Here is a 25,649-nt window from a genome sequence, read left to right on the forward strand (position 1 = left end):
TCTATCCGCTATCCGCCGTTTTCCCATTCGATCCGTACTGACGGTGAATCGGGAGAATGGCGGATGAAAGCGGAAGGCCGCATTCGAAAGATCGTCCGGCAAATCCCTTGCCTCAAGGATTTGTTAATTTATACGACCAAAGGAGCCGCTTGCCATGAGAGAGGATATGCCATCGAAATGCGGGACATCTGCAAGCAGTTCGGTCCCGTTATCGCGAACGATCACGTGGATTTCGCTGCCCGGCCGGCGAAATTCACGCCCTGATGGGCGAGAACGGCGCAGGCAAGAGCACGATGATGTGCATGCTTTCCGGAGTGTACCGCCCGAATAGCGGAGAAATTCGCATCGATAACGTTCCCGTCAAAATCCGTTCTCCGAAGGACGCCATGAAGCTCGGAATCGGAATGTTTTCCAAAACTTTCGGCTCGTTCCGACGCTGACCGCAGCGGAAAATATTGTGCTTGGCGAGAAGTCGTCCTTTTTGCGGGGGCCGAAGTGGATGAAAAACAAGCAAGCCGAAATCAAAGGAATCGCGGAAAAATTCGGTCTGACGTTTCCGGTCGACGTGCCGGTCTGGCAATTGTCCGTAGGCGAGCAGCAGCGTGTGGAGATTGTGAAGACGCTGTACCGGGAGCCGGCATCATCATACTCGACGAACCGACGTCCGTATTGACTCCCGGAGAGGCCGACCAATTGTTCGATACTCTTCGGCAAATGAAAAACGAAGGCAAGACGGTCATCCTGACGACCCATAAGCTTAAGGAAGTCATGGCGACCGCTGATCGTATATCCGTCATGCGCAAAGGCCGAATGATTCATACGATCGACCGGAGCGAGACGAACGAGCGAGAGCTCGCAAGACTCATGGTAGGCAAAGAGGTGGCGCCGGAGAGGAAGGCGTCCGCACGTACCCGGGACGTCCGCTGCTGAAGGTTGAGGCGTTGGAAGTTCACGCCGATCATGGACGCAAGGCGCTGGACGATCTGGAGCTGCAAGTGCACGAAGGGGAAATCGTAGGCATCGCGGGTGTGGCCGGCAACGGCCAGAAGGAGCTCGCCGAAGTATTGAACGGTCTTCGGAGCTGGAAGAAGGGAAGCATCGTCTTCAACGGCCAAGAGATCAAAACCGCTTCCGTCAGGCATATGATCGAAGCCGGTGTCGCCCACGTCCCGGAAAATCGCATGAAAAGCGGGCTGGCAGGAGGGTTGGGGGCGGTAGACAATTTGTTGTTCAAGTCCTACCGCACGGACAAACGATCCCGCTTCGGCTTCCTGCGAACGTCCGGCAACCGGGATTGGTCGAAATCGCTCGTCGAAAAATTCGACGTCAAAACGCCGGACATCGATACTCCCGTGCAGCAGATGTCGGGCGGCAATCAGCAAAAGCTATTGTTCGCGCGCGAAATCGACCACGATCCGCTCCTCATGGTTGCCGTTCATCCGACGCAAGGTCTAGACGTCGGCGCGACGGAAGGAGTGCATAGGCTTCTGACGGAGCTTCGCGATGCCGGCCGTGCGGTGCTGCTGCTGTCGGAGGATTTGGACGAAGTGCTCCAGCTGTCCGATCGGGTTCTCGTTATGTACAACGGACGTATCGTTGGAGAGATGTCGGGGACGAAGCGGATCGGGAAACGATCGGCATGTACATGGCAGGCATGTATGGGCACGAGGACGAGAAGCTGGCTGAGGAGGTGGCGGATGACGGAAGGAACGGTACCTGCGGACGTTCAGCTCCGAAGCGATTCATTGCCTCCCCCGAAGCGCAAATCGTGGCGCATCGAGATCGATCCGACGAGATCGTCGAGCCCTTGGTGGATGACCGTCGTCTCGGTAGCGCTGGCTCTCGTCGTATGCGGCATATTCATTTGGGCGAACGGGATGAACCCGTTGGCGGTATACAAAAAGATGGTCGTTGGCGCATTCGGCACATCATTCGGCATTACGGAGACGTTGGTCAAATCCATTCCGCTGCTGCTTTGCGGCTTGGGCGTGTCGGTCGCTTACCGGATATCGGTATGGAACATCGGCGCGGAAGGGCAGTTCGCGCTCGGCGCCATATTCGCCACCTCGGTCACCATTTATTTTCCGGAGTGGCCCATCTACCTTTCCATTCCGGCGATGGTCGTCATGGGGATCCTCGGCGGCGGATTATGGGACTGCTCACCGCTATTCCGAGAACGTATTTTCAAGTCAACGAGCTTATTACATCGCTTATGCTCAATTATGTGGCGCTGCTGCTGCTCGATTATTTCGTATTCGGTCCTTGGAAAGATCCGAAGGGATTCAATTTCCGGGCTCGCCGATGTTTAACGATGCGCAGTCGCTGCCGATTTTCGGCGATACCCGTCTTCATTTTGGCCTCATATTCGCGCTGCTTGCAGTCGGACTCTATGCGTTCATGATCCGATATACGAGATGGGGTTACGAGCTGCGGCTTATCGGCTCCAATCCGGAAGCGGCTCGCAATGCAGGGATTCGCATTAATCGGCATATTTTGCTCGTTATGATCATATCGGGCGGCTTGGCGGGCTTGGCCGGGATGAGCGAGGTGGCAGGCGTCACGCATCGGCTCATGTACGGCATCTCGCCGGGTACGGGTACACCGCCATAATCGTCGCTTGGCTGGCGAAGCTGAATCCGGTCGGACTGATCGTATCCTCGTTCCTGTTCGGCGGATTGATCGTAGGGGATACAGCGTGCAAACGCTCGGCATTCCTTCCTCGATCTCCAGCATGCTGCAGCGCGCGATCTTGTTTTTCCTAATCGCTGGAGGCACGATCTCCAAATTCCGGCTGCGTCGCAGCGTCTAAAGGAGCGGATTATCGATGGATATGTGGATGCAAATGATCGTCGCCGCCGTCGCCTCCGGAACTCCACTGCTGTTCGCGACGCTTGGCGGTATTCTGATCGAACGGTCCGGCATTATTCAGCTTGGGGCGGAAGGTCTCATGCTGATGGGGCGGTCATCGCCTGCCTCACTTACTTGAACACGGGCAGTCTTACGGCAGCCATTCTTGTCGTCATTGCGGTTAGCGTTGCGCTCGGCCTCTTGCATGCGTTCGTCACCGTAACGCTTAGGGCGAATCAAATCGTGAGCGGTCTTGCGATGACGCTTCTCGGAGCCGGACTTAGCGCCTATATTGGCAAGCCGATCAGCGGTCTGCCATTGCCCGGCTCGGTTCCGAAATGGCATATGTCTTGGCTGGAGCCCGTTCCGGTTATCGGCGATATTTTCGCTCATCTGGATGTATTCACCTGGGCAAGCTTTGCGCTTGTTGCGGCCATGCACATTTACATTCACCGCACGTCGGCGGGGCTGCATCTAAGAGCGATCGGCGACAATCCGCCGACGGCGGACGTCATGGGCATCCCGGTTCAATGGCTGCGATACGGCTACGTTATCGCGGGCTCGGCTCTCATCGGCTTGGCTGGAGCGGATTTGCTGCTCGTCTATACGCCGGCCTGGACCGAAGGGATGACGGCGGGCAAAGGGTGGATCGCCGTCGCGCTCGTCATCTTCGCCAGATGGAATCCGCTGCGAGCATTGTTCTGCGCGTACTTCTTCGGAATGCTCGATTCGCTCGGCTTCCGCCTTCAATTGATCGGGAGCGACGTTCCAACCTATTTCTTGAAAATGATTCCTTATTTCGTGACGATTTTCGTTCTGATGTTTTTGGGCTGGCGGAATCGCGGCAAGCTGTCCGGCGCTCCGCAGTCGCTGGGAACGCCTTACTTGCGCGAGCAGCGATTCTGATCCGGCAACGTTGTCGCAAGGCCGAAGGAGGGATTAACGATGTCCAACATACATGGCAGCAGCTTTCGTTATCCCGAAGTATGGAGACCGGCCGATCCGGCGGAGGCATGGCAATGGAAGCGCCGGTTCGGCGCGGAAGCGGCGTTCGCGGCCGGGGCGACATGGCTTCGGACGCAATGGGAAGCAGGCTCGCTGCCGATGCCTTCTTATTTGATCGATTTGAGCGCTGTGAAGGAACTGACGGGAATAAAAGTCAAGCATAATCGGTTAACGATAGGAGCGCTGACATCTCTCGCCCAAGTGCGTTCGAGTGCCGAGGTTCTCGCGAACGCGCCTGCGCTTACGGCGGCTGCTGCTGCGATAGCCGCGCACTCGATCCGCCAGTTGCGACGATAGGCGGCAATATCGTCACCCGGGTCGGCGATTCGCTGCCGGCGCTTATCGCTCACGAAGCGGAGCTGGTTTGGCAAGATGACGAAGGAGAACGCGCGATGGATGCGGAGTCGTGGCTGGAACGTTGCCGAAGCGGAACGGCAGGGCCTTCGCTGCTGAAGGAAATCCGGCTCCCGTTAGTCGAAGCAGCTTCCGGGCTTGCCGTTGGCACCGCCGTTGAGGCTGCCGCCGATGTTGGATTCGGCAGCGGATCGCGGTCGGAAGCGGCATTGGATTCGGGCGGTTCAGCCGAAAGGACGTTCAGCTATTACCACAAGGTCGGCCGCCGGGAAGCGTTCACGCCTTCGCTAGCGACAGCGGCAATGAACGGAACGCTGACTGAAGACGGCGTCATTGCGCAAATCAGAATCGCGCGGGTGGAGCAGCATGCTTGCTCAAAGGCTGGCGCTGGCGGAGAAGGCAGTGATCGGCGCGAAGCCGGGCCGGGAAGCCGCCGAAGCGATGTTCGCGGCGGTTGCAGCCGAATATGCTCCCGCGCCGGACCCGTTCGCCTCGAAGGAATATCGGATTCGAACGGTCGCGAACCTGCTTGCGGCGGAAGCTTGGAAGCTTGGCCGGAAAGCCCCGCCATCGGAAGGAGGCTGACAGATGGGACTGGTGACGAAAGAAAAGAGCGGAAGCAGATGGCGAATCCGTCCGACGCCCGGCGAAAGTGACCGGGTCGCTTGTCTATTTGACCGACATGCGCCATCCGGACGAATTGATCGGAGCGGTTCTCCGAAGCGAGCATCCTCACGCTCTCATCCGTTCGATTTCGACGGAGAAAGCGGTCGCGCTGCCCGGCGTGCATGCCGTGCTGACATGGCGCGACGTCCCCGGCCTGAACGGCTTCGGTATCGCAAAGCCGGATCAGCCGGTGTTCTGCGAAGACAAGGTCCGGTATGTGGGCGACGCGGTCGCGGCGGTGGCGGCCGATTCGCGGGAAATCGCGGCGGAAGCGCTCGCCCTTATCGAAGTCGACGCAAAGCTCAGGAGCTGTCGGGGGAATCTCACCTTATTTTCGTTTGCGGCCATTACGAAGGTTATGACGAGAGAATCCGGGAGCATCTTGTCACGGACGAGCTGTCGATAGGGGATTACGTTCTGACGGGCGGCGAGCTGCCGGCGATGGTCGTCATCGATACGGTCGTTCGGCTGCTTCCGGGTGTGCTCGGAAACGAACAATCGGCGGTTACGGACTCGTTCAGCGACGGACTGCTCGAATATCCGCATTATACGCGCCCGCCTGAATTTCGGGGCTGGAAGGTCCCGGATGTCCTTTTGTCGGGTCACCATGCAGAGATCGACAAATGGCGCCGCCACCAGTCGCTGGAACGGACGCATTCGCGCAGGCCCGAGCTGCTTCATGTCGTCGAGCTTACGGAAAAAGAACGGAAATGGCTGGAAGAGCGGCGACGGACGGAGAATGGGTCGGATTAAGCTGCGGCAACGCGGTTACTCCATTTTTTTACATCGATCTGCCGCTTTTTCGGTTGTGTTTCCTTCGCGTTTGTGGTATGATTTCAAATGTTGTTTTGTGCGTCGTTCATGACTTGTCGATATGAACGATCTACGTAAAGTCGGACGGTCCTCTGCACGTCATGATCCGAGTGTCGACATTCGGGGAGCGGGGTACGAACGTCTATGATGGAAGGAGGGAATACCCCATGAATCTGATTCAAGCGATTACGCAAGAGCAGCTGCGCAAGGACGTACCTAGCTTTCGTCCGGGCGATACGCTGAAAGTGCACGTGAAAGTCGTCGAGGGTTCCCGCGAGCGCGTTCAGCTGTTCGAGGGCGTCGTGATCAAACGTCGCGCGGCGGCATCAGCGAAACGTTCACGGTTCGTAAAATTTCTTATGGCGTAGGCGTTGAGCGTGCTTTCCCGGTTCACTCGCCACGGATCGAGAAGATCGAAGTGACTCGTCGCGGTAAAGTTCGCCGTGCGAAGCTGTACTACCTGCGCAACCTGCGCGGTAAAGCGGCACGGATCAAAGAAATTCGATAAGATGCGTCAAAGGGGGGCTTGGCGGTGTTCAAGTCTCCCTTTTTGTATTTATTCCCGTTTTCAGAAAATTTCCGCTGCACAGCGGAGCAAGAATAGAGGCGAATAGTGTTGGAGCGTAATCGGGACGAGGAACTAAACGGGCAAGCATACATAGATTCCGAAGGACAAACGAAAGAAGACGAGCGCTCCGCATCCGGACTAAGACAAGAGGCAAGCGACTACGAGCCGGCTGCTCGCGAAGAGGATGACGGAACGGCGCCCCCTCCTTCGGGCGCGAATCCGAACGGACCGAAGCCATCGAAAGCGGCGGGTGAGCTTTTCGAATGGATTAAGGCACTTGCTATCGCAGGTTTGCTCGTATTCGTCATTCGCTGGTTTCTGGTCAGCCCGTTTATCGTCGACGGGCCTTCGATGGAGCCTAACTTTTGGGATCACGAACGGATTATCGTCAATAAAATCATTTACGATATTCGCGAACCGAAACGCGGAGAAGTCATCGTGTTCCACGTACCGGATGAAGGCCGCGATTTCATCAAGCGGGTTATCGGAGTTCCGGGCGACGAAGTGAAGGTCGACGGGGACGATGTATACATCAACGGCGCCAAAATTGAGGAATCTTATTTGAAGAAAGCGATCGAGGAAGCGCATGCGGCCGGTCCCGATTCGCTCTATAATCCGCACAACGGGGAAGCAGCGACTTCCCGAACTTGGAATTCCCTGACGGCAAAGTGCCGGAAGGCATGCTATTCGTCATGGGCGATCATCGCTCCAACAGCGAGGACAGCCGGATGATCGGCTTTATTCCGCAATCCCGTGTCGTTGGACGCGCCGATTTGGTGTTCTGGCCGATCAAGGATTTCCATTTTGTATCACACTGATGAGTCGCCAATGAACATGGTATGAATCCCTCATATCCGGGACTCGCTGAATAGGGGGATGGTCCATGACCATACAAGTTTCCCGGCATATGACCCGAGCAACGACGTCAAATCGAAGAAAGCTCAAGCTGATCGACGTCTATTCGACTCTGGATCCCGAATTCCGCAATCGAGCCGCAATCCGATGATCGACGAAATCGTGGGCGGCAAGCGCGGCTCATTCTGCTTAACAAAGCGGATTTGGCGGATGCGGAGCAAACGACTCGCTGGAACAAGCATTTCAAGGCCCAAGGCCATGAGACGCTTGCCATCGACGCGAGCAACGGTACGGGCGTCAAAGATATTTCGGGCAAGGTGAAAGAGCTTTTGCGCGAGAAAATCGAGCGTCAACTGAGCAAAGGGTTGAAGCCGAGAGCGGCGCGGGCGTTGATCGTCGGTATTCCTAACGTCGGCAAGTCGACCTTGATTAATCGGCTTGCCGGACGCAATGTCGCGGCGACGGGCGATCGACCGGGCGTAACGAAAGGTCAGCAATGGATTCGCACGGGAAGCGACATCGAGCTACTGGACACGCCGGGCATTCTGTGGCCAAGGTTTGAGGACCCCGAGGTTGGCAACCGCCTCGCGGCTACGGGCGCGATTAAAGAAGAGGTGCTCCATATCGACGAAGTCGCCTGCTTTGTGCTGAAGGAGCTGGCTCCCCGGTATGGCGACGTTCTCTCCGAACGTTACGGCTTGGATAGCTTGCCTTCGTCGCTGCCGGATTTGCAATCGGCCATCGAGGTGCTGGAAGCGATTGGACGGCGCAGGGGATGTTTGGCTGGCGGAGGGCATATCGATTACGAGAAAGCAGCCGGCGTTCTGCTGCGCGACCTTCGGTCAGGCAAGCTGGGCCGAATTACGCTGGAAGGTCCGGAAGAAGCGATGGAGCCGATCGGAGCTTCGGAGTAAGCAAACTGGATACATCCGTCGGATGATTGCGCTCCGGCGGCTTTTTTTTGTCGAAAGGCGGCATCGCGGTCTTGGCAATAGTGCGGAATTGACGGACAATGTCAATAACAATAGGAATGGAAGAGGGCGGGAATGTCATGGAAGAAACGAATCGGCTGCAATTCGAGACGGAATGCTGGAGCCGGGATATACCGCCGTCGCCGGTATCGATGAAGTAGGCCGCGGTTGTCTGTTCGGAGACGTTGTAGCCGCTGCGGTCATTATGCCTGTCGGTTTTATTTTGGAAGGAGTTAACGATTCCAAGCAATTAAGCGAAAAAAAAGCGGGACCTGCTGTACGAGGAAATATTGAAAACGGCGACATCGTGGTCTGTGGCGAGAGTGGATGCGGCGACGATCGACCGGATCAATATTCGCCAGGCTTCCCGGCTTGCGATGAAAAAGGCGGTCGAGGCTTTGAGCGTAAAGCCGGATTACTTGCTTGTGGATGCGGAGTCGGTAGAGCTTGATACGAACCAGACGGCTATCGTCAAAGGCGATTTTCTCAGCCAATCGATCGGCGCGGCATCCATCGTGGCCAAGGTGACGAGGGACAGGCTATGCCAGGAAGTATGGGATACTCTTCATCCGGGCTATGGCATTGCCGGGCACAAGGGCTACGGGACCAAGGAGCATCGCGAGGCGATTATAAGACTCGGTCCAACGCCGATGCATAGGCAAAGCTTTCTAAAGGGGCTGTACGTCGTGCAACAGGAATTGTTCTAGAGGGATAGAGAAGAGCATTTGCATTCATTTTCGCGTTTGCCAAGCCGATACATAGAAGTAAGGAAATCGCTTCGTTCGTGAGGGGGGAATACCGCGTGAGCATGAACATCGGACCAATGCTTCGGGCGCTGCTAAGCGAAGGACAGCCGGCCGAGGGGAGCAAGGCGCTGGAGCTAAGAATAGGGCAAATCGTCCGAGGCGTCCTCTTGGAGCTGCTGGACAATCAGGAAGCTATAGTGAGCATTAACGGCGTTAACGTGAGGGCAAGGCTCGATGCGGATATGCCTGTCGGTCGCGGAACGCTGCTGCAGGTGCAGACGAGCTCGGGCGGCGGCTTGGTGGCGCTTAAGCCTCTTGCGGACCTGTCGGAAATGATGCCGGAGGAAGGGCTGAAGGACGTGCTTAAGTCGTTCAGCCTTCCGGAGCAAAAATGGGCCATGGAGCTTGTGAGAGGGTTGAAAAAGGACGGTTATCCGATCTCTCGGGATACGGCGTCCTTTTTCGCCTCGGCGGCAAGTCTGAAGCCGGCAACGACCGATTCGCAAAGCTGGATGGCGGCTTCGGACGTAGCGTTCCGACGAGGGCTCGCTCCGACGGAAGCGACGATCGGCTCGCTGAGGCAAGCTTTGTTCGGCGCTCCGCTTCACGAATCGATCGCGAACGTGCAGACTGAGCTTGCCGCATGGCAAAGCTCGGGCAATGCTGCGTCAAGCGAGGCGTCCGAGCTTGGGAAAAAGCTGCAAACGCTCCTCGCGCGAGGAGCGGAGTACATGGTTCGAGCCGAGGCGGGGAAGGAGGGCCAGCCGACTTTTGGAGACGAAGCGAAAAAGTCGGTAGAAAGCTCTCGGCCGCAACCCGACGGGATTGCGCGGAATGCAGATTCGGCTCGGGCGAACCCGCGTGGATCGGCAGTAAATGTTGCGGATCTCTCGGTTCAGGAAAATGTGAAAGCGGCGATACAGGCTCGAACGGATAATGAGGGCGATCCGATTGAGCGGTCTGCGCCGCGGAGCGGATTGGCCGAAGCTGGCGGCGAACGAGCTTCGGCGATGCCGCGAGCGACAACATCGACAAGCTCTCAAGAGAATGCGGCTGCGGCTAATCGACAAGCCTCCTTGAGTTCAAGCGAGCGTTCTGCTTCGGGAGAGGCCGCATCGGGGAAAACCGGCAACTCCGCTGCGGAAGGTTCCAGACCGGACGGCAGACAGCCGACTGCGGCCGCTCCTCGGCAGGAAGGCGCTTGGATCGGACGATTCCTGCAGTGGATCGGCGCTGGGCATGAGCGCAATGCTCTTCATGCATCCGATCAGAGACTGGGCGGGGATCTAACGTTTCCCGCTTCGGCGGGAACGGATTTGGACGCAACGGCGGAACAAGCATCGAACCAGCACGGCGATTCGATGAAAAGCGCTTTGCTCGCCTTATCTTCCCGTGACGATATACCTCCTGCATTACGGGATGCCGCCCAAACGCTGGTCAATCAAATAACCGGACAGCAATTGCTGTTGGCTTCCGAGCGCAACGGGACTTCGCCGTTCAGTCATATGACGTTATTCGTGCCAATGAAGACGGCGGATGGCGAGACGACTGCTACCGTTCATGTCCAGACGCGGCGCGGACGCCGAGGAGAGTGGGACGCCGACAATTGCCGGCTGTTATTCGATCTGCGCATGCGAAATCTGGGAGATACGGTCGTCGACGTTCAGGTGGTCGATCGTATCGTATCGCTTAAGCTGATGAACGATTTTCCAGGTATGCAGGATTTATTGGAACAAGCCAGGAACGAGCTGTCGTCGGGAATAAGAGAGGCGGGCTTCCAGCTTCTGTCGTTGACTGTATCGCCGCTGCCTTCGCTTCGTTCGGGTATCGAAGGGGCGGATGGAGCAGCGGGAACGGACAATCCGAGAGGGGATTACCCTCCGTCATCTGCGTTTGCCTCTAAGCCTTACAAGGGAGTTGATTTTCGGGCATGAGCCGACAACCGTCCGAACGGACATTACCGAAAAAAGCGGTTGCTCTCAAGTACGAGCCGGAGCACCGAACGGCCCCGATTGTCATCGCCAAAGGCCAAGGCGTTATCGCGGACGAAATATTGCGCCGCGCCCAGGATAACGGAATACCGGTGCAAGAAGACGCTTCGCTTGTGGAAGTGCTGTCCAAGCTCGACCTGGAGCAAGAAATCCCCCCGAGCTCTATCGGCTTGTCGCGGAAGTGCTTAGCTTCGTATACCGTTCGGATAAGCTCGCGACAAGAAGTGAAGGAGGGGGGATCGGTTGAACGACTCTTTCGGATCGAATCGGCGTACGACATCCGTTCCGTCCGCTAGGGGTAGAAGGCTGACCGGATTAAGAGGCGAGGAGGCGGCCGCCTCTTATTTGCAATCTCTGGGGCTGGTCATAGTGGAAAGGAATTGGCGCTGCCGTTCAGGCGAGATCGATCTAATCGCTCTGGAGGAAGCCGTTTTGGTGTTCGTGGAAGTACGTTCGCGATCGAGCACGAATAGATTCGGGACAGCCATCGAAGCGATTACTCCGCGCAAATGCCGACAAGTCCGAGACATTGCTTCCATTTATATGAGAATGAAGGGCGAAAGCAATCGGTCCGTCCGATTCGATGCCGTAGCCGTTACTTTCAGCGCGGACGGCGAAGTGGCTGAAATCAAACACATACCCGGCGCTTTCTAATCATTGTTGATTGTGGGGGAACAACGGTAGCGCATCCCGTGCATCGCACGGAGATTATCTGGAGAGCGCCAACAGTGGGAGCATGTCCCATACATTGAGTGGAAGTTAGCTGGAGAGCGCCAACAGTTGGAGCACGTCCCATACATTGAGTGGAAGTTAGCTGGAGAGCGCCAACAGTGGGAGCACATCCCGTACATGGAGCAGAAATTAGCTGGAAAGCGTCATCAGTGGGAGCACGTCCCACACATCGAGCGGTGCCAATAATTGCAGCAAGCTCCTTATTACATCTGCCTATTGAGCGGGCTTGGAATCCTGCTTGTCGTATATAAATTGCAAGAAACGTGCAAAAGGTGCCGCACCGCCAACTCAAATTGGCTGGTCGTTAGGCACCTTATTCCGTTCAAGCGTTCGACTTTGCATAGGAATGGTCAAGACAACGGTACTGGATCGCTTCCGCTATGTCCTCGGTTTCGATCCGATCGCGTCCGTCCAGGTCCGCAATGGTCAGTGCCATCTTCAGTATGCGGTCATGCGCTCGAAAGCTAAGGCCAAGAAGCTTGTATGCTCTGCCGATAAGCGACTCCGCTTCCGAACTTAAACGCGCATACCGTTTGAGCAGCCGTCCCTGAAGCTCGCTGTTCCACGAAACTCCGCTGCCCGTGTAACGGAGCTTCTGTCTTTCATACGCTTCCGCCACTTTTGTGCGAACGCGAGCCGACGTCCACTCGTCAGATTTCGATTCACGAAACGTTACTCGGGGAAGTTCGACCTGTAGATCGATTCGGTCGGCGAGCGGGCCGGACATCCGTGAGCGATAACGGGCAATTGCGGAGGGCGGGCATGTGCAAGGCTTTTCCTCTATGCTGCCTCCATAGTACCCGCACATGCAAGGATTCATCGACGCCGCCAGCATAAATCTGGCGGGAAAGCGGCAAACTCCGCGAGCGCGTCCTATCGTGACTTCGCGATCCTCCAGCGGCTGCCTCAACGCTTCCAAGCATGCTCGCGAAAATTCCGGCATCTCGTCGAGAAACAAGACGCCGTGATGCGCAAGCGTCACCTCCCCAGGCTTCGGAATCGATCCTCCTCCGATTAATCCCGACGCAGATACGGTATGATGAGGCATCCGAAAAGGCCGAGCGCGGATAAGGCTTTGGCGGGAGCCGACCAATTTGCCGCTGACGCTGTAAATTTTCGTAAGAGTGAGTGCCTCTTCGTCGTCCAAATCGGGGAGCAGGGAAGGGAGTCTGCGGCAGAGCATCGTTTTGCCCGTTCCAGGAGGACCGACAAACAAGATGTTGTGCATCCCTGCGGCCGCGATTATGAGAGCTCGCTTGCCTTGCTGCTGACCGATAACGTCCGCTAAATCCAACTGATGATCGGAGTCGTCGGTCTCGGCAACTGCTCTTTCGCGGTTGTGAACGCGCAACTTGGCACCTACGGAAAAATCCACGAATTCGCCGAGCGATCCCCATTCCTTGATCGAGCCGATACCGACGACTTCGATTCCTTCGAGCAGCGCTGCCTCCGCCATGGACGGGTAAGGGACGACGACTCGCTTCAATCCTCTTTTTCGAGCTTGCTCGGTCATTGGCAAGATGCCGGGAACGGCCCGAACGTCCCCGTTCAGGGCCAGCTCGCCAATTAGCATTGCGCCTTCCAGCTTATCCGGCGACAGTTGCCCGCTCGCGCATAGAATGCCCGCCGCGATCGCCAGATCGAAAGCGCTGCCTTCCTTGCGCAAATCGGCGGGAGCCAGATTGACCGTAATCCGGTCGAGAGGAAACTTCATGCCCCCGTTTTGAATAGCGGCCCTCACCCGTTCCACGGATTCTCTCACGGCTGGATCCGGAAGCCCGACGACGGAAACCTGGGGAAGCCCCGAGCTAATATCGACTTCCACCTCGATAATTCGACCTTCGACTCCCGCTACGCTAGCGCTGAGCATTTTAACATACAATGAAAAACACCCTCCCTCCACAGCGACTCGTCGCCATCGAAGAAAGGTGCTTCCTTATCTTCCGTTCGTATCCTTTGAATCAGTCTATCCTTCCGCAGCCGGAATTGTCAACAGCCTTAGTTAAAGCCGGCTACCGCAACGCCGTAAATCGCGATCGGTCCGGTCAATATGAAGGCTTCGGACGGAACGTCTAGCGCAACGTACAGAGTGTAGCGGATAAGACTTTGGGCTGCAGCAGCCGATGGGGGAAAGTCTGTCGTCGTGATGGAGACGGGAATAAGGGAAGTGTGCTTTTTTACGGGTCTGTATTCTTCCTGATAAATCACGGTGCCGGAGCCGAACGTTCCGTTGCCGCCGCGCTCAATCGTAAAAAGGACGGAGGCATGGGAGTCATGGTCGTGTTTGTCTTTTTTCTTATCCTTATGCTTATCCTTATCGTGCTTGTCTTTGGCATTGTGCAAGATGCCGACCGTACCCGATAATCCTACGCGTACCTTATCTTGGTTCGGAGTGCCGACTACAAGCGACGTCGATACTCCTAGATCGCCGATCAATAATGGAACCGTCGTAAGAACCGTCGTTCCCGATGGGCTGTCGAGCTGCTGGGAAACCATCATATCCAAAAACTGAATGGCCACCTGAAAAACACCTCCTTTTCGATCAATCTATTCGCGATGCCTGCTTGCCGACTATGCTCTTATCCCTTTCTTTTTGGAAACCGGGCGAATGCCGGTATGGTTATGTTCGGGATGGTCATTCTAAAAACGATCGGTCGTTTTTGATCTATTTTTTAGATGAAACCATTGCCAAATCGAGCTAAAAAATTGATGAAAAAAAGAGGAACGTCTCGGCGAAAAGTGTTACAATAGGGAAGGTTTTGGTACAGGCTTCCGCTGACGGCACCTGCGCGATGCGCGGCCGGGCTGCGGCAGCCGCACGATCGAACACGTGCAAAACGGGAGGATGCAAGGGCCATGAACATTCATGAGTATCAAGGCAAGGAAGTCTTGAGACAGTATGGCGTTTCCGTGCCTCGGGGCAAAGTCGCGTTTACGGCGGAAGAAGCCGTCGCGGCGGCGCAAGAGCTGGGCAGCGCGGTCACTGTCGTGAAAGCGCAAATCCATGCCGGCGGACGCGGTAAAGCGGGCGGCGTCAAAATCGCCAAAAGCCTTGACGACGTACGGAATTTCGCTAACGAATTGATCGGTAAAGTGCTCGTTACGCACCAAACCGGACCAGAAGGCAAAGAAGTGAAGCGCCTGCTTATCGAAGAAGGCTGCGACATCAAGAAAGAATATTACGTCGGAGTCGTCGTCGATCGCGCCACAGGCCGAATCGTTATGATGGCTTCGGAAGAAGGCGGAACGGAGATCGAAGAGGTCGCCGCTCACTCGCCCGAGAAAATCATTAAGGAAATCGTCGATCCGGTAACCGGATTGCTGCCATTCCAAGCGCGTCGCCTTGCTTATGCGATCAACATCCCTAATGAGTTGGTCAACAAAGCGGCCGGCTTCATGCTGAAGCTGTACAAAGCGTTCGAAGACAAAGATTGCTCGATCGCCGAGATCAACCCGCTCGTCGTAACGGGCTCCGGAGACGTTATGGCGCTGGACGCGAAGCTTAACTTCGACTCCAACGCTCTGTTCCGTCACAAGGACATCGTGGCGCTTCGCGATCTGGATGAAGAAGACGAGAAGGAAATCCAAGCCTCGAAATACGACCTGAGCTACATCGCTCTCGATGGCAACATCGGTTGCATGGTTAACGGCGCGGGTCTTGCGATGGCGACGATGGATATTATCAAATATTACGGCGGCGAGCCGGCCAACTTCCTGGACGTTGGCGGCGGCGCTACGAAAGAAAAAGTAACGGAAGCGTTCAAGATCATCTTGTCCGACGCTAACGTGAAAGGTATTTTCGTTAATATTTTCGGCGGCATTATGAAATGCGACGTAATTGCCGAAGGCGTCGTGGCGGCCGCGCGCGAGCTTGGTCTCGACAAGCCGCTCGTCGTTCGTCTGGAAGGCACCAACGTGAAGCTGGGCAAGGAAATTTTGAACGGATCGGGCCTTAACATCGTGGCCGCGGATTCGATGGCCGACGGCGCGCAAAAAATCGTGTCGCTCGTGAAATGACTAGGGAGAACGAACCGGGGAGTGTGAAGTCATGAGCATTTTGATCGATAAAAACACCAAGGTGATCACCCAAGGCATTACGGGAGCGACGGGATTGTTCCACGCCAAGGGTGCACTCGATTACGGTACGCAGATGGTCGGCGGCACGACGCCGGGCAAAGGCGGCCAAACGGTCGACATTACGCTTGAAAACGGCTCGACCGTTTCGCTGCCGATCTTCAACACGGTGAAAGAAGCGGTAGCGGCTACGGGCGCGACGGCTTCCGTCATCTATGTCGCTCCGCCGTTCGCGGCCGACGCGATCATGGAAGCGGTCGATGCGGAGCTGGATCTTGCTATTTGTATTACCGAAGGTATTCCTGTCATCGACATGATCAAGGTTACCCGGTACATGGAAGGCAAGAAAACCCGCCTGATCGGACCGAACTGCCCTGGCGTCATTACGCCGGGCGAGATCAAGATCGGAATTATGCCGGGCTATATTCACAAAAAAGGCCACGTAGGCGTCGTTTCCCGTTCCGGGACGCTCACTTACGAAGCCGTTCATCAATTGACGTCGAGCGGAATCGGTCAATCGTCCGCTGTCGGCATCGGCGGAGATCCTGTCAAAGGATCCGAGTTCATCGACATTCTGAAGCTCTTCAATGAAGACCCGGATACGTATGCGGTCATCATGATCGGCGAAATCGGCGGTACGGCCGAGGAAGAAGCGGCGGAGTGGATCAAGGCGAACATGACGAAGCCGGTCGTCGGCTTCATCGGCGGCGCTACGGCTCCGGCTGGCAAGCGGATGGGCCATGCAGGCGCGATTATTTCCGGCGGTAAAGGTACGGCTGCAGAAAAAATCGCCAAGCTGAACGAATGCGGCATCAAGGTCGCTCCGACGCCGTCGGAGATGGGCTCGACGCTCGTCAGCGTTCTCGAAGAGCGCGGCTTGCTGGAAAAATGCAAATCGTAATGCTATAGTGAGTGCATAAGCATAATTGCGAATGCGCGAACGGGATAGGCAGGCAGCCTTCCTCCTCTTGGATGACAAGGGGATGGAGGGCTGCCTTTTGTTTGTCGTTGCGGATTCGATCTATAGCGGGTCGAGGGGAGCGGAAATTTTGACGGATACGATGGAGAGAATGCGCCGCCATTTGATTGCAATGCACGAATGCCCAGGCATCGGCAGAGCGTTGCTAAGCTTGATTGTCCAATCAGGGAGATTGGAGGAGGCAAACGAAATTCGCGAGCGGGAATGGGAAGATATGGGACTCAAGCCGCATCAGGTGCAGTCGCTCCTCGATGGCTTTCGGCCGGAGAGAATCGAAATGCGGCGCAGACAGCGGGAAAAGGGAGAGATGTCCGTCGTTACCGCATTCGACGCCGAGTACCCGCCGCTGCTCTTGGAGACGAAGGATCACCCATGGGTTTTGTATTACCGCGGCCGCTATGAGCTGGCGTCTCGTCCGTCCGTCGCCGTCGTAGGAACGCGAGTCGCGACGGCGTACGGCAGGCATGCATCCGAAATGCTGTCCGCAGAATGCGCAGGATGCGGTCTAACGGTCGTAAGCGGAATGGCCAGCGGAATCGATACGTCAGCACATTGGGGGGCGCTTGAGCAGCCTGGAGGGACAATTGCCGTCCTGGCCACGCCCGTTAACAAACCTTATCCGTATGAAAATAAAGAGCTGTACCGAAAAATCGGCGAATCCGGACTCCTGTTATCCGAAACACCGCCGGACGCCGTTCTGAAGCCGTATATGTTTTTGGAGCGCAACCGAATCATCGCGGGGCTGGCGCTTGGCACCGTCGTCGTGGAAGCGGCCAAAGGCAGCGGGGCGTTCCGGACGGCGGACAGAGCACTTGCTTACGGACGCGACGTGTTCGTCGTTCCCGGACAAATAACGTCTCCCCGCAGTCATGAAATTATGAAATGGCTAAGAGACGGGGCGAAGCCCGTCATCGACGCTGAAGATATCTGGGGAGAATACGTCAGCCAACTGACCGAATTGACTTCGCTGCCGATGTCCGATTTGCTGTCGAAATCGGGGACGACGCCATCTCCGAACCTGAGCGCCGATGAAGCTTCCATATACGAATTATTGCTCGATCGGCCCCGTTCGATCGACGAGCTTTCGGCAAGCTCCGGGATGACATTTGGACTTTTACACTCGGTTCTGCTATCTTTACTTATAAAAAGAAGGATTCACCAAGAGCCCGGTTTCGTATATAGTGTCCTTTGACCTTCCGTCGACTTGTCTGTTTCGAGCGACGAAGGCAAAGGCTCGTCGACCGTAGGAGAGGAGGAACGGACGTGGCGGATTCACTCGTAATCGTCGAGTCTCCGGCGAAAGCCAAGACTATCGGCAAATATTTGGGCAGTAAATTTATCGTCAAGGCGTCCATGGGGCACATTCGCGATTTGCCCAAAAGCCAGATCGGCGTCGAGATCGAAAACGACTTCACGCCTAAATACATCACGATCCGCGGAAAAGGTACCGTCCTTAAGGACTTGAAAGATGCCAGCAAAAAGGTGAAAAAAGTGTACCTCGCGGCTGACCCCGACAGAGAGGGAGAAGCGATCGCGTGGCATCTCGCGCATTACCTTGAGCTGGATGAGAAAGACGCTTGCCGCGTCGTATTCAACGAAATCACGAAACAGGCCGTCAAGGATGCCTTCAAGGCGCCCCGGCCGATCGATATGGACCTTGTGAACGCTCAGCAGGCAAGACGGGTGCTGGATCGGCTCGTCGGCTACAAAATTAGCCCGCTGCTGTGGAAGAAAGTCAAGAAGGGGCTAAGCGCCGGCCGCGTACAATCGGTTGCCGTCAAGCTCGTCATCGACCGCGAGAACGAAATCAAAGAGTTCGTACCGGAAGAATATTGGAGCATCACCGCTCATCTGTCGAAAGAGAAGGCCGAATTCGAAGCCAAGTTCCATGCCGTGAACGGCGAGAAGAAGGAATTGGGCAGCGAAGCCGAGGTCAAGGAAGTGCTCGCACTGTTGAAAGGCGAAGCCTTCTCCGTCGGAGAAGTCAAGGAAAAGGAACGGTTGCGCAATCCGTCGCCGCCGTTCATTACGAGCTCGTTGCAGCAAGAGGCGGCGCGCAAGCTGAATTTCCGGGCCTCCAAGACGATGCAGATTGCCCAACAGCTCTATGAGGGCGTCGATCTCGGCACGGAAGGCACCGTCGGTCTCATCACTTATATGCGTACCGATTCGCCGCGCATATCCGAGATCGCGCAGACCGAGGCGCGGGAATTCATCGCGGGTAAATACGGAGTCGCTTTCGTACCGGAGACGCCGCGGGTGTACAACAAGAAAAATGCGAACGCGCAGGACGCTCACGAAGCGATCCGGCCTACTTCCGTGCTCCGCGACCCGGAATCGGTGAAGTCGTTTCTTTCGCGCGATCAAATCCGTCTCTACAAGCTGGTCTGGGAACGATTCCTCGCAAGCCAAATGGCGTCCGCTGTGCTCGACACGATGACCGTCGATTTGCAGAACGGTCCCGTTACGTTCCGCGCGACCGGCTCGAAGATGAAATTCGCCGGGTTCATGAAGGTGTACGTAGAGGGAAATGACGACGGTACTTCCGCCGACGAAGAACGTTTGCTGCCTCCGCTTGCGGTCGGAGACGCCGTGAAGTCGTCCAGCGTCGATCCGAAGCAGCACTTTACTCAGCCGCCGCCGAGGTACTCCGAAGCGCGTCTTGTGCGAACGTTGGAGGAACTGGGGATCGGCCGTCCGAGCACGTATGCTCCGACGCTCGAGACCGTTCAGAAACGCAACTACGTAGCGATCGAAGAGAAGAAGTTCGTCCCGACGGAGCTGGGAGAGCTCGTTATCCAGCTTATGGAGGAGTTTTTCCCGGAAATACTCGATGCCGAATTTACCGCCAACATGGAAGGCGACCTCGACCATGTGGAGGAAGGCAAGGAAAATTGGGTTCACGTTATCGGCGACTTTTACAAATCGTTCGAAAAACGGCTGACCGTAGCGGAAGACGAAATGAAAGAGATCGAAATCCGCGACGAGCCTTCCGACGAAGTGTGCGACAAATGCGGAAGCCCGATGGTCTACAAGATGGGCCGTTTCGGCAAGTTTTTGGCTTGCTCCGGGTTCCCGGACTGCCGCAATACGAAGCCGATCGTGAAAGACACGGGCGTAACGTGCCCGAAATGCAAGGAAGGAAAGATCGTCGAGCGGCGCAGCAAAAAAGGCCGTTTGTTCTACGGTTGCGATCAATATCCGGGCTGCGATTACGTATCCTGGGATAAGCCGGTCGCGAAGCCGTGTCCGGATTGCGGCGCCTTGATGGTGGAGAAGCGGACGAGAGCTCAGACTCAATGGAACTGCACGTCGTGCACCCATTCCGAAGAAGCGCCGGACATCGAAGAAGCAGCAGAATAAAGGTGGAGGCTTGGACATTTTGACCGAAATACGTTCCGTGACCGTTATCGGCGCCGGTCTTGCGGGAAGCGAAGCCGCTTGGCAAATCGCGTCCCAAGGCGTACCCGTCACTCTATATGAAATGCGTCCGGTCCGCCGCACGCCGGCTCATCACACAGACCGTTTCGCCGAGCTCGTATGCAGCAACTCTTTGCGCGCCAACGGCCTGACGAACGCCGTAGGCGTACTCAAGGAAGAGATGCGCCGTCTAGGGTCACTCATCCTCTCATCAGCCGACAAGCACGCCGTTCCCGCCGGAGGAGCCTTGGCCGTCGACAGGGAAGGGTTCTCCGGCGAGGTGACGAGCCATCTGCGCGAGCATCCGCTCGTTACCGTCGTCAACGAGGAGCTGCCCGTCATACCGGACGACGGCATCGTCGTCGTCGCGACAGGGCCGCTCACGTCGCCCGATCTCTCATCGCAGATCAAGGAGCTGCTCGGAGAAGAGTATTTCTACTTCTACGATGCGGCCGCTCCGATTATCGAGAAGGATTCGATCGATTTGGAGAAGGTGTTTCTGGCTTCCCGTTATGACAAGGGAGAAGCAGCCTATTTGAATTGTCCGATGAATCCGGAGCAATTCGAAGCGTTCTACGAAGCGCTCATTACGGCGGAAACGGCCGAAATCAAAGAGTTCGAGAAGGAAATGTATTTCGAAGGCTGCATGCCGATCGAAGTCATGGCGAAACGAGGCAAGCAGACGATGCTGTTCGGACCGATGAAGCCGGTAGGTCTCGACGATCCGAAGACGGGGAGATGGCCGCACGCCGTCGTCCAGCTTCGCCAGGACAATGCGGCGGGCACGCTGTACAACCTGGTCGGCTTCCAGACGCATTTGAAATGGGGCGAGCAGAAGCGCGTATTTTCTCTTATCCCGGGTTTGGAAAATGCGGAATTCGTCCGTTACGGAGTTATGCACCGCAATACATTCATCAATTCGCCGAAGCTGCTTAAGCCGACATATCAGTTCGCAAAACGCGAGACGCTCTTTTTCGCCGGGCAGATGACCGGGGTGGAGGGATACGTCGAATCGGCCGCCTCCGGTCTTCTCGCGGGATTGAATGCCGGCCGCCTTGCGAGAGGACTTGAGCCTGTCGTTCTTCCCGCGCATACGACGCTGGGCAGCATGGCCAACTACATTACGACGGCCGATTTCCGGCACTTTCAGCCTATGAACGCGAATTTTGGTCTGTTTCCTCCAATGGAGAACCGGATTCGAGGGAAGAAAGAAAGAAACGAGGCCATTGCGGCTCGCGCGTTAGAGGAGATCGACACGTTCGTCAAAAGCATCGGTTGATTCAGGCATAGACAGCATGGAAGCAGCGGAGGCGAATGACGACTGAAGCTGCTTCTTGAGCTTTTTGAATAGTAAGGAAAGAAGGAGGCGCAGAGGATGAACGAGTTTCACGCGACGACGATTTGCGCCGTCCGTCACAACGGCAAAGCCGCCATTGCGGGCGACGGGCAAGTGACGTTCGGTCAGAGCATGGTTATGAAGCATACCGCGAAAAAAGTGAGACGTCTTTATCGAGGGCAAGTAGTAGCCGGTTTCGCCGGATCGGTGGCCGATGCGATTACTTTGTTCGAGAAGTTCGAAGGGAAGCTGGAGGAGCATCACGGCAACTTGCAGAGAGCGGCTGTGGAGCTTGCGAAGGACTGGCGTTCGGACCGCGTTCTAAGACGTCTCGAGGCTATGCTGATCGTCGTGGACGCGACGGGCATGCTGCTGTTGTCGGGGAACGGTGAAGTGATCGAGCCCGACGACGGAGTGCTGGCCATAGGCTCCGGGGGCAGCTTCGCGCTCGCCGCCGCGCGTGCGCTCAAGAAGCACGCGCCGAATTTGGAAGCGAACGAAATGGCGCGAGCAGCGCTTGAGACGGCTGCCGAAATATGCGTATTTACGAACCATAACATTATTGTGGAAGAAATATAACCTCGTATCCGGGAGGGAAAAACGATGAACGAACAGCTCACTCCGCGCCAGATCGTAGCGGAATTAGACAAATATATCGTCGGTCAAAAACCGGCCAAAAGATCGGTTGCCGTCGCTTTGCGCAATCGTTTTCGCAGAAGCCGGCTGCCGGAAGAAATCCGCGACGAAATCGTGCCGAAAAACATCCTGATGATCGGACCGACCGGCGTCGGCAAGACGGAAATTGCAAGACGACTCGCGAAGCTCGTGCAGGCGCCTTTCATCAAAGTGGAAGCGACGAAGTTCACCGAGGTCGGCTACGTAGGACGCGATGTAGAGTCGATGGTGCGGGATTTGGTGGAGACGGCGATTCGGATGGTGAAGGAAGAGCGTACCGAGAAGGTGAAGGACAAAGCCGAGAAGGCGGCCAACGAGCGTTTGGTCGCGCTGCTCGTTCCATCTCCCGCTAAAGCGAAGACTCAGCGCAATCCGCTCGAAATGCTGTTCGGAGGCGTTCAGAACCAAGACGAGCCGGAAGCGGCGGTCGACCCTTCGATTGAAGGGAAACGGCGCGACACGAGAGAGAAGCTTGAAGCGGGCGCATTGGAAAACGAAACGATCGAAATCGACGTCGAAGACGCGACTCCTTCGATGATGGATATGTTCTCCGGTCCGGGACAAGAGCAAATGGGCCAGAACATGCAGGAAATGCTCGGTCAATTTTTGCCCAAAAAACGCAAAAAGCGCCGGTTGTCGGTTAAAGAAGCGCGCAAGGTCCTTACACAAGAGGAAGCGACGAAGCTGATTGACATGGACGATGTCATTACGGAATCGGTTCGGCGCGCGGAGCAGTCCGGTATTATTTTCATCGATGAAATCGATAAAATCGCGAGCGGCGGAAGCCGGCAAGGGCCCGACGTGTCCCGCGAAGGCGTGCAGAGAGATATTCTGCCGATCGTAGAAGGATCTACGGTAATGACCAAATACGGTCCGGTAAAGACGGATTATGTATTGTTCGTCGCAGCGGGAGCTTTCCATATCGCGAAGCCTTCGGATCTCATACCGGAGCTGCAAGGACGGTTTCCAATCAGGGTGGAGCTGTCGAGTCTGACCGATGAAGATTTCGTGCGCATATTGACGGAGCCGCAGAACGCGTTGACGAAGCAATACACCGCTCTTCTGCAGACGGAAGGAATAGAAGTCGATTTTACGGATGGAGCTATTGCCGAAATCGCCCGGATGGCTCAGGAAGTGAATCGGAATACGGAGAACATCGGAGCCCGCCGGCTGCATACGCTTCTCGAGAAGCTGCTTGAGGATTTATCCTTCGAAGCGCCGGAGCTGCAGCTGGAATCGATGAGCATAACGCCGGAATACGTGCGGGAAAAGCTGGCGACCATTGCAAGCAACCGCGATTTGAGTCAATATATTTTGTAGAGGTTCGAAACGGTTTGCCGCAATTAGGAGGAAAAGAAGATCATGACGTTGCTTTCAAAGACCCGTACGCTCAACAAATTGCTGCAGCGAGCCGCGGGGAAACCGCTCATTTTCCGCGAAATGGCGGAAGTGCTGCGGGAAACGGCTACAGCCGATGTGTTCGTCGTCAGTCGTAAAGGGAAAATTCTCGGATCGGCGCTGTCTACTCATTTTCCGGAGATGTGGCTTCGTCAGGAGCATCCGGACGAGCTGCGTTTTCCTGCGGAAACGAATGAGAATTTGCTGCGAATTGGGGAAACGGTCACCGACGTTTCGAAATCCGAGACGCTGTCGCCCGTGGAAGCGGCTTTTGAAGGCCGTACGGTAACGATCGTTCCGATCATAGGCGGAGGCGACAGACTCGGGACTATTATCCTATCGATGGATGAGCGGATCTTTGGGGATGACGACCTGATTTTGGCCGAATACGGGTCTACTCTCATAGGCATGGAGATCTTGCGCGAGCGTGCGGAAGAGCGAGAAGTGGCCGCTCGCAACAAAGCGGTTGTGTCCGTCGCGGTCAACTCGCTATCCTTCAGCGAAATGGAAGCCATTGAGCAAATATTCGATGAGCTGGAAGGGAAAGAGGGACTTCTCGTTGCTTCGAAAATAGCCGATCGGGCCGGCATAACCAGGTCGGTCATCGTCAATGCCTTAAGGAAGCTGGAAAGCGCCGGCGTCATCGAGACTAGGTCGCTTGGTATGAAGGGTACCTACATCCGAATTCTCAATTTCCAACTTTTGCAGGAGCTCGAAAATCGTAAAAAATAAAGGCTTGCGTCATATTTCTATATCTTGAAGCCCAGTCTTGCTGTTCAGATTAGGGCTTTTTTCTTATTGTCACAAACTAAGCGGTGATGGATGATGGTCTTAGAAAATTTTAATTAACGGGTACCCCCAAAAAATGTGGTGAAATTCGAATTAAATGTCGAATCAAGCAGGATTATGGTTGTCGAACGTTGAAATAGTTGACGAAACCTTATGTCGATTGATTATTTTTTTTAATAAAAGAAAGGCGGGAAATTCATGAACGTGCTCGGTGGAGCTTCGTTTGGTCGATTGGAAGGAGCTCTTCACGCCGCTTCTTTGCGACAGCAGGTGCTGTCCAATAACGTTGCGAACGTCGACACTCCCTTTTTCAAGAGGTCCGATGTCGCATTTGAAGAGTTGCTCACTCAAGCGATGGATGGGGAAGGCACATCCGTGCTGCCCGGCAGGCTGACGAACGAAAGGCACATTCCGATCGGAGGAAGCTCTTATTCCAGCCCCGCTCCGCAAATTGTGACCGAGGATTCCACCGTCATTAACAATGACAAGAACAACGTCGATATCGAAAAAGAGATGTCGATGCTCGCGGAAAATCAGCTTCGGTACAATCTGTTCGTCCAGCAGATCAATCATGACGTGAAAATGATGCGGATCGGCATCGACGGGAGGGCTTAATAAATGAAGCTTAGCGGTATCGACATTAGCGCATCGGCTTTAACCGCGCAGCGGCTTCGGATGGACGTCATTACGTCCAATATCGCCAACGCCGAGACGACTCGTGCCCAGTACGTGGACGGCAAGTTCGTTCCGTATCGCCGCAAGATGGTCGTGATGGAGCCGACGCAGGCCCCCTTCAAGGATTTGCTCAACGACAAACTGACAGGCCCTTCGGAACGAGGCGTCCATGTGACGAAGATCCAGGAGGATCAGACTCCGTTCAAGCAAGTGTACAACCCGTCGCATCCGGATGCGGACGAGAACGGGATGGTTTACATGCCTAACGTCGACATGGTCAAGGAAATGACCGATCTAATTTCCGCATCGCGTTCCTACGAGGCGAATGTTACGGCCTTGAACGCGAGCAAGGCGATGTTCACGAAATCGCTTGAAATAGGACGTTGATGACGCAAGTCCGATGACTAGTATCTAAATAGCGAAAGCGGGGGCCCTCTTGATTACGAACAACCTGATCGCGCCGGTTGGAATAACGACGAACGTCCTGACTCCGCTGGAACGCAAAACGGCTACTCCGGCCGAAGCGACCGAGAGCTTCGCGGCATTTCTTAAAAATGCTTTGGACGGCGTGGCCGCCCAAGAAACGAATGTACATAAAGTCACGGATCAATTCATCATCGGCAATGCAGACGTTAACGACGTCATGATTGCTGCCACGCAAGCGGAGCTAAGCTTATCTTTAACCTCACAAGTTCGCAATAAGGTCATCGAGGCCTACCAGGAAATCATGCGGATGCAAATGTAATCGCAGCTCT

Annotated in this window: 22 protein-coding genes and 8 pseudogenes; 28 read left to right on the top strand and 2 right to left on the bottom strand. The window is 55.7% G+C overall.

Annotated features, from left to right (window positions below; all coding sequences use genetic code 11):
• Window positions 1–63 precede the first annotated feature (63 nt).
• The 17 genes and pseudogenes from D3H35_RS32315 (at window position 64) to D3H35_RS11320 (ending at window position 11,470) form a co-directional block, all read left to right on the top strand.
• A complete protein-coding gene (locus D3H35_RS32315) occupies window positions 64–264 on the top strand; it encodes a hypothetical protein (protein WP_233567885.1) in 201 nt (66 codons plus the stop codon).
• Window positions 264–673: pseudogene (locus tag D3H35_RS32320) on the top strand (ATP-binding cassette domain-containing protein). Before D3H35_RS32315 ends, D3H35_RS32320 begins: the two are co-directional and overlap by 1 nt.
• 20 nt (window positions 674–693) lie before the next feature.
• The gene (locus tag D3H35_RS32325) at window positions 694–930 is read left to right on the top strand and encodes a hypothetical protein (RefSeq protein ID WP_233567886.1); all 237 of its coding nucleotides are present in this window, start codon (window positions 694–696) and stop codon (window positions 928–930) included.
• A gap of 11 nt (window positions 931–941) precedes the next feature.
• Window positions 942–2,309 carry an ATP-binding cassette domain-containing protein gene (locus tag D3H35_RS32330; protein WP_267901379.1) on the top strand — a complete coding sequence of 456 codons (1,368 nt, stop codon included), beginning with the start codon at window positions 942–944 and terminating at the stop codon, window positions 2,307–2,309.
• Window positions 2,302–2,610, top strand: a complete 309-nt coding sequence (locus D3H35_RS33480; protein WP_267901380.1) for an ABC transporter permease subunit — start codon at window positions 2,302–2,304, stop codon at window positions 2,608–2,610. Before D3H35_RS32330 ends, D3H35_RS33480 begins: the two co-directional genes overlap by 8 nt.
• Window positions 2,611–2,824: 214 nt before the next feature.
• Window positions 2,825–2,986 (top strand): hypothetical protein, encoded by a 162-nt coding sequence (locus D3H35_RS32335; protein ID WP_233567887.1) that lies wholly within the window; start codon window positions 2,825–2,827, stop codon window positions 2,984–2,986.
• The gene (locus tag D3H35_RS11260) at window positions 2,983–3,753 is read left to right on the top strand and encodes an ABC transporter permease (RefSeq protein ID WP_233567888.1); all 771 of its coding nucleotides are present in this window, start codon (window positions 2,983–2,985) and stop codon (window positions 3,751–3,753) included. Before D3H35_RS32335 ends, D3H35_RS11260 begins: the two co-directional genes overlap by 4 nt.
• Window positions 3,754–3,792: 39 nt before the next feature.
• Window positions 3,793–4,862: pseudogene (locus D3H35_RS35355) on the top strand (FAD binding domain-containing protein).
• A 26-nt stretch (window positions 4,863–4,888) separates the two neighbouring features.
• Complete coding sequence (locus D3H35_RS11280; protein WP_411675146.1) at window positions 4,889–5,278, top strand: xanthine dehydrogenase family protein molybdopterin-binding subunit; 390 nt, start codon at window positions 4,889–4,891, stop codon at window positions 5,276–5,278.
• Window positions 5,161–5,625: pseudogene (gene trmD, locus D3H35_RS11285) on the top strand (tRNA (guanosine(37)-N1)-methyltransferase TrmD); the annotation flags it as partial. The gene D3H35_RS11280 and the pseudogene trmD, both read left to right, overlap by 118 nt.
• 227 nt (window positions 5,626–5,852) lie before the next feature.
• A pseudogene (rplS, locus tag D3H35_RS11290) lies at window positions 5,853–6,193 on the top strand (50S ribosomal protein L19).
• Window positions 6,194–6,301: 108 nt separating this feature from the next.
• Window positions 6,302–7,071 (top strand): annotated as a pseudogene (gene lepB, locus D3H35_RS11295) (signal peptidase I).
• Between the two features lie 65 nt (window positions 7,072–7,136).
• Window positions 7,137–8,022: pseudogene (gene ylqF / locus D3H35_RS11300) on the top strand (ribosome biogenesis GTPase YlqF).
• Between the two features lie 137 nt (window positions 8,023–8,159).
• Window positions 8,160–8,786: pseudogene (locus tag D3H35_RS11305) on the top strand (ribonuclease HII).
• Window positions 8,787–8,881: 95 nt separating this feature from the next.
• Window positions 8,882–10,759, top strand: coding sequence for a hypothetical protein (locus tag D3H35_RS11310; protein ID WP_119149361.1), 1,878 nt, complete (start codon window positions 8,882–8,884; stop codon window positions 10,757–10,759).
• Window positions 10,756–11,063, top strand: a pseudogene (locus D3H35_RS11315) (EscU/YscU/HrcU family type III secretion system export apparatus switch protein). Before D3H35_RS11310 ends, D3H35_RS11315 begins: the two are co-directional and overlap by 4 nt.
• The gene (locus tag D3H35_RS11320) at window positions 11,060–11,470 is read left to right on the top strand and encodes a YraN family protein (protein WP_233567889.1); all 411 of its coding nucleotides are present in this window, start codon (window positions 11,060–11,062) and stop codon (window positions 11,468–11,470) included. The pseudogene D3H35_RS11315 and the gene D3H35_RS11320 overlap by 4 nt, the downstream one beginning before the upstream one ends.
• Before the next feature lie 400 nt (window positions 11,471–11,870).
• Here D3H35_RS11320 and D3H35_RS11325 read toward each other — a convergent pair whose 3' ends face one another.
• Window positions 11,871–13,430, bottom strand: a complete 1,560-nt coding sequence (locus D3H35_RS11325; RefSeq protein ID WP_119149363.1) for a YifB family Mg chelatase-like AAA ATPase — start codon at window positions 13,428–13,430, stop codon at window positions 11,871–11,873.
• A 116-nt stretch (window positions 13,431–13,546) separates the two neighbouring features.
• Window positions 13,547–14,068, bottom strand: a complete 522-nt coding sequence (locus D3H35_RS11330; protein ID WP_119149365.1) for a hypothetical protein — start codon at window positions 14,066–14,068, stop codon at window positions 13,547–13,549.
• Window positions 14,069–14,404: 336 nt separating this feature from the next.
• Here D3H35_RS11330 and sucC point away from each other — a divergent pair, with 336 nt between their 5' ends.
• The 11 genes from sucC to fliE all read left to right on the top strand — a co-directional run bounded on the left by sucC (window position 14,405) and on the right by fliE (window position 25,639).
• Complete coding sequence (sucC, locus tag D3H35_RS11335) at window positions 14,405–15,565, top strand: ADP-forming succinate--CoA ligase subunit beta (RefSeq protein ID WP_119149366.1); 1,161 nt, start codon at window positions 14,405–14,407, stop codon at window positions 15,563–15,565.
• 31 nt (window positions 15,566–15,596) lie between these two features.
• Window positions 15,597–16,523 carry a succinate--CoA ligase subunit alpha gene (gene sucD / locus D3H35_RS11340; protein WP_119149368.1) on the top strand — a complete coding sequence of 309 codons (927 nt, stop codon included), beginning with the start codon at window positions 15,597–15,599 and terminating at the stop codon, window positions 16,521–16,523.
• A gap of 97 nt (window positions 16,524–16,620) precedes the next feature.
• A complete protein-coding gene (dprA, locus tag D3H35_RS11345; protein ID WP_158594074.1) occupies window positions 16,621–17,793 on the top strand; it encodes a DNA-processing protein DprA in 1,173 nt (390 codons plus the stop codon).
• A gap of 71 nt (window positions 17,794–17,864) precedes the next feature.
• Entirely contained in the window at window positions 17,865–19,964 is a 2,100-nt protein-coding gene (gene topA / locus D3H35_RS11350) for a type I DNA topoisomerase (protein ID WP_119149372.1), read from the top strand.
• Between the two features lie 19 nt (window positions 19,965–19,983).
• Window positions 19,984–21,300: an FADH(2)-oxidizing methylenetetrahydrofolate--tRNA-(uracil(54)-C(5))-methyltransferase TrmFO gene (gene trmFO, locus D3H35_RS11355; RefSeq protein WP_119149717.1), complete on the top strand. Its 1,317-nt coding sequence runs from the start codon at window positions 19,984–19,986 to the stop codon at window positions 21,298–21,300.
• Window positions 21,301–21,396: 96 nt separating this feature from the next.
• Window positions 21,397–21,936: an ATP-dependent protease subunit HslV gene (hslV, locus tag D3H35_RS11360; RefSeq protein WP_119149374.1), complete on the top strand. Its 540-nt coding sequence runs from the start codon at window positions 21,397–21,399 to the stop codon at window positions 21,934–21,936.
• A gap of 24 nt (window positions 21,937–21,960) precedes the next feature.
• Window positions 21,961–23,352 (top strand): ATP-dependent protease ATPase subunit HslU, encoded by a 1,392-nt coding sequence (gene hslU, locus D3H35_RS11365; protein WP_119149376.1) that lies wholly within the window; start codon window positions 21,961–21,963, stop codon window positions 23,350–23,352.
• 42 nt (window positions 23,353–23,394) lie between these two features.
• A complete protein-coding gene (gene codY, locus D3H35_RS11370; RefSeq protein WP_119149378.1) occupies window positions 23,395–24,162 on the top strand; it encodes a GTP-sensing pleiotropic transcriptional regulator CodY in 768 nt (255 codons plus the stop codon).
• Between the two features lie 255 nt (window positions 24,163–24,417).
• Window positions 24,418–24,834: a flagellar basal body rod protein FlgB gene (flgB, locus tag D3H35_RS11375; RefSeq protein ID WP_119149380.1), complete on the top strand. Its 417-nt coding sequence runs from the start codon at window positions 24,418–24,420 to the stop codon at window positions 24,832–24,834.
• Between the two features lie 3 nt (window positions 24,835–24,837).
• Window positions 24,838–25,281, top strand: coding sequence for a flagellar basal body rod protein FlgC (gene flgC, locus D3H35_RS11380; protein WP_119149382.1), 444 nt, complete (start codon window positions 24,838–24,840; stop codon window positions 25,279–25,281).
• Between the two features lie 49 nt (window positions 25,282–25,330).
• The gene (gene fliE, locus D3H35_RS11385; protein ID WP_119149384.1) at window positions 25,331–25,639 is read left to right on the top strand and encodes a flagellar hook-basal body complex protein FliE; all 309 of its coding nucleotides are present in this window, start codon (window positions 25,331–25,333) and stop codon (window positions 25,637–25,639) included.
• The last annotated feature ends 10 nt before the right edge of the window (window positions 25,640–25,649 follow it).

The sequence above is a fragment of the Cohnella faecalis genome (genome assembly GCF_003570905.1).
In the GTDB taxonomy this organism is placed as follows: domain Bacteria; phylum Bacillota; class Bacilli; order Paenibacillales; family Paenibacillaceae; genus Cohnella; species Cohnella faecalis.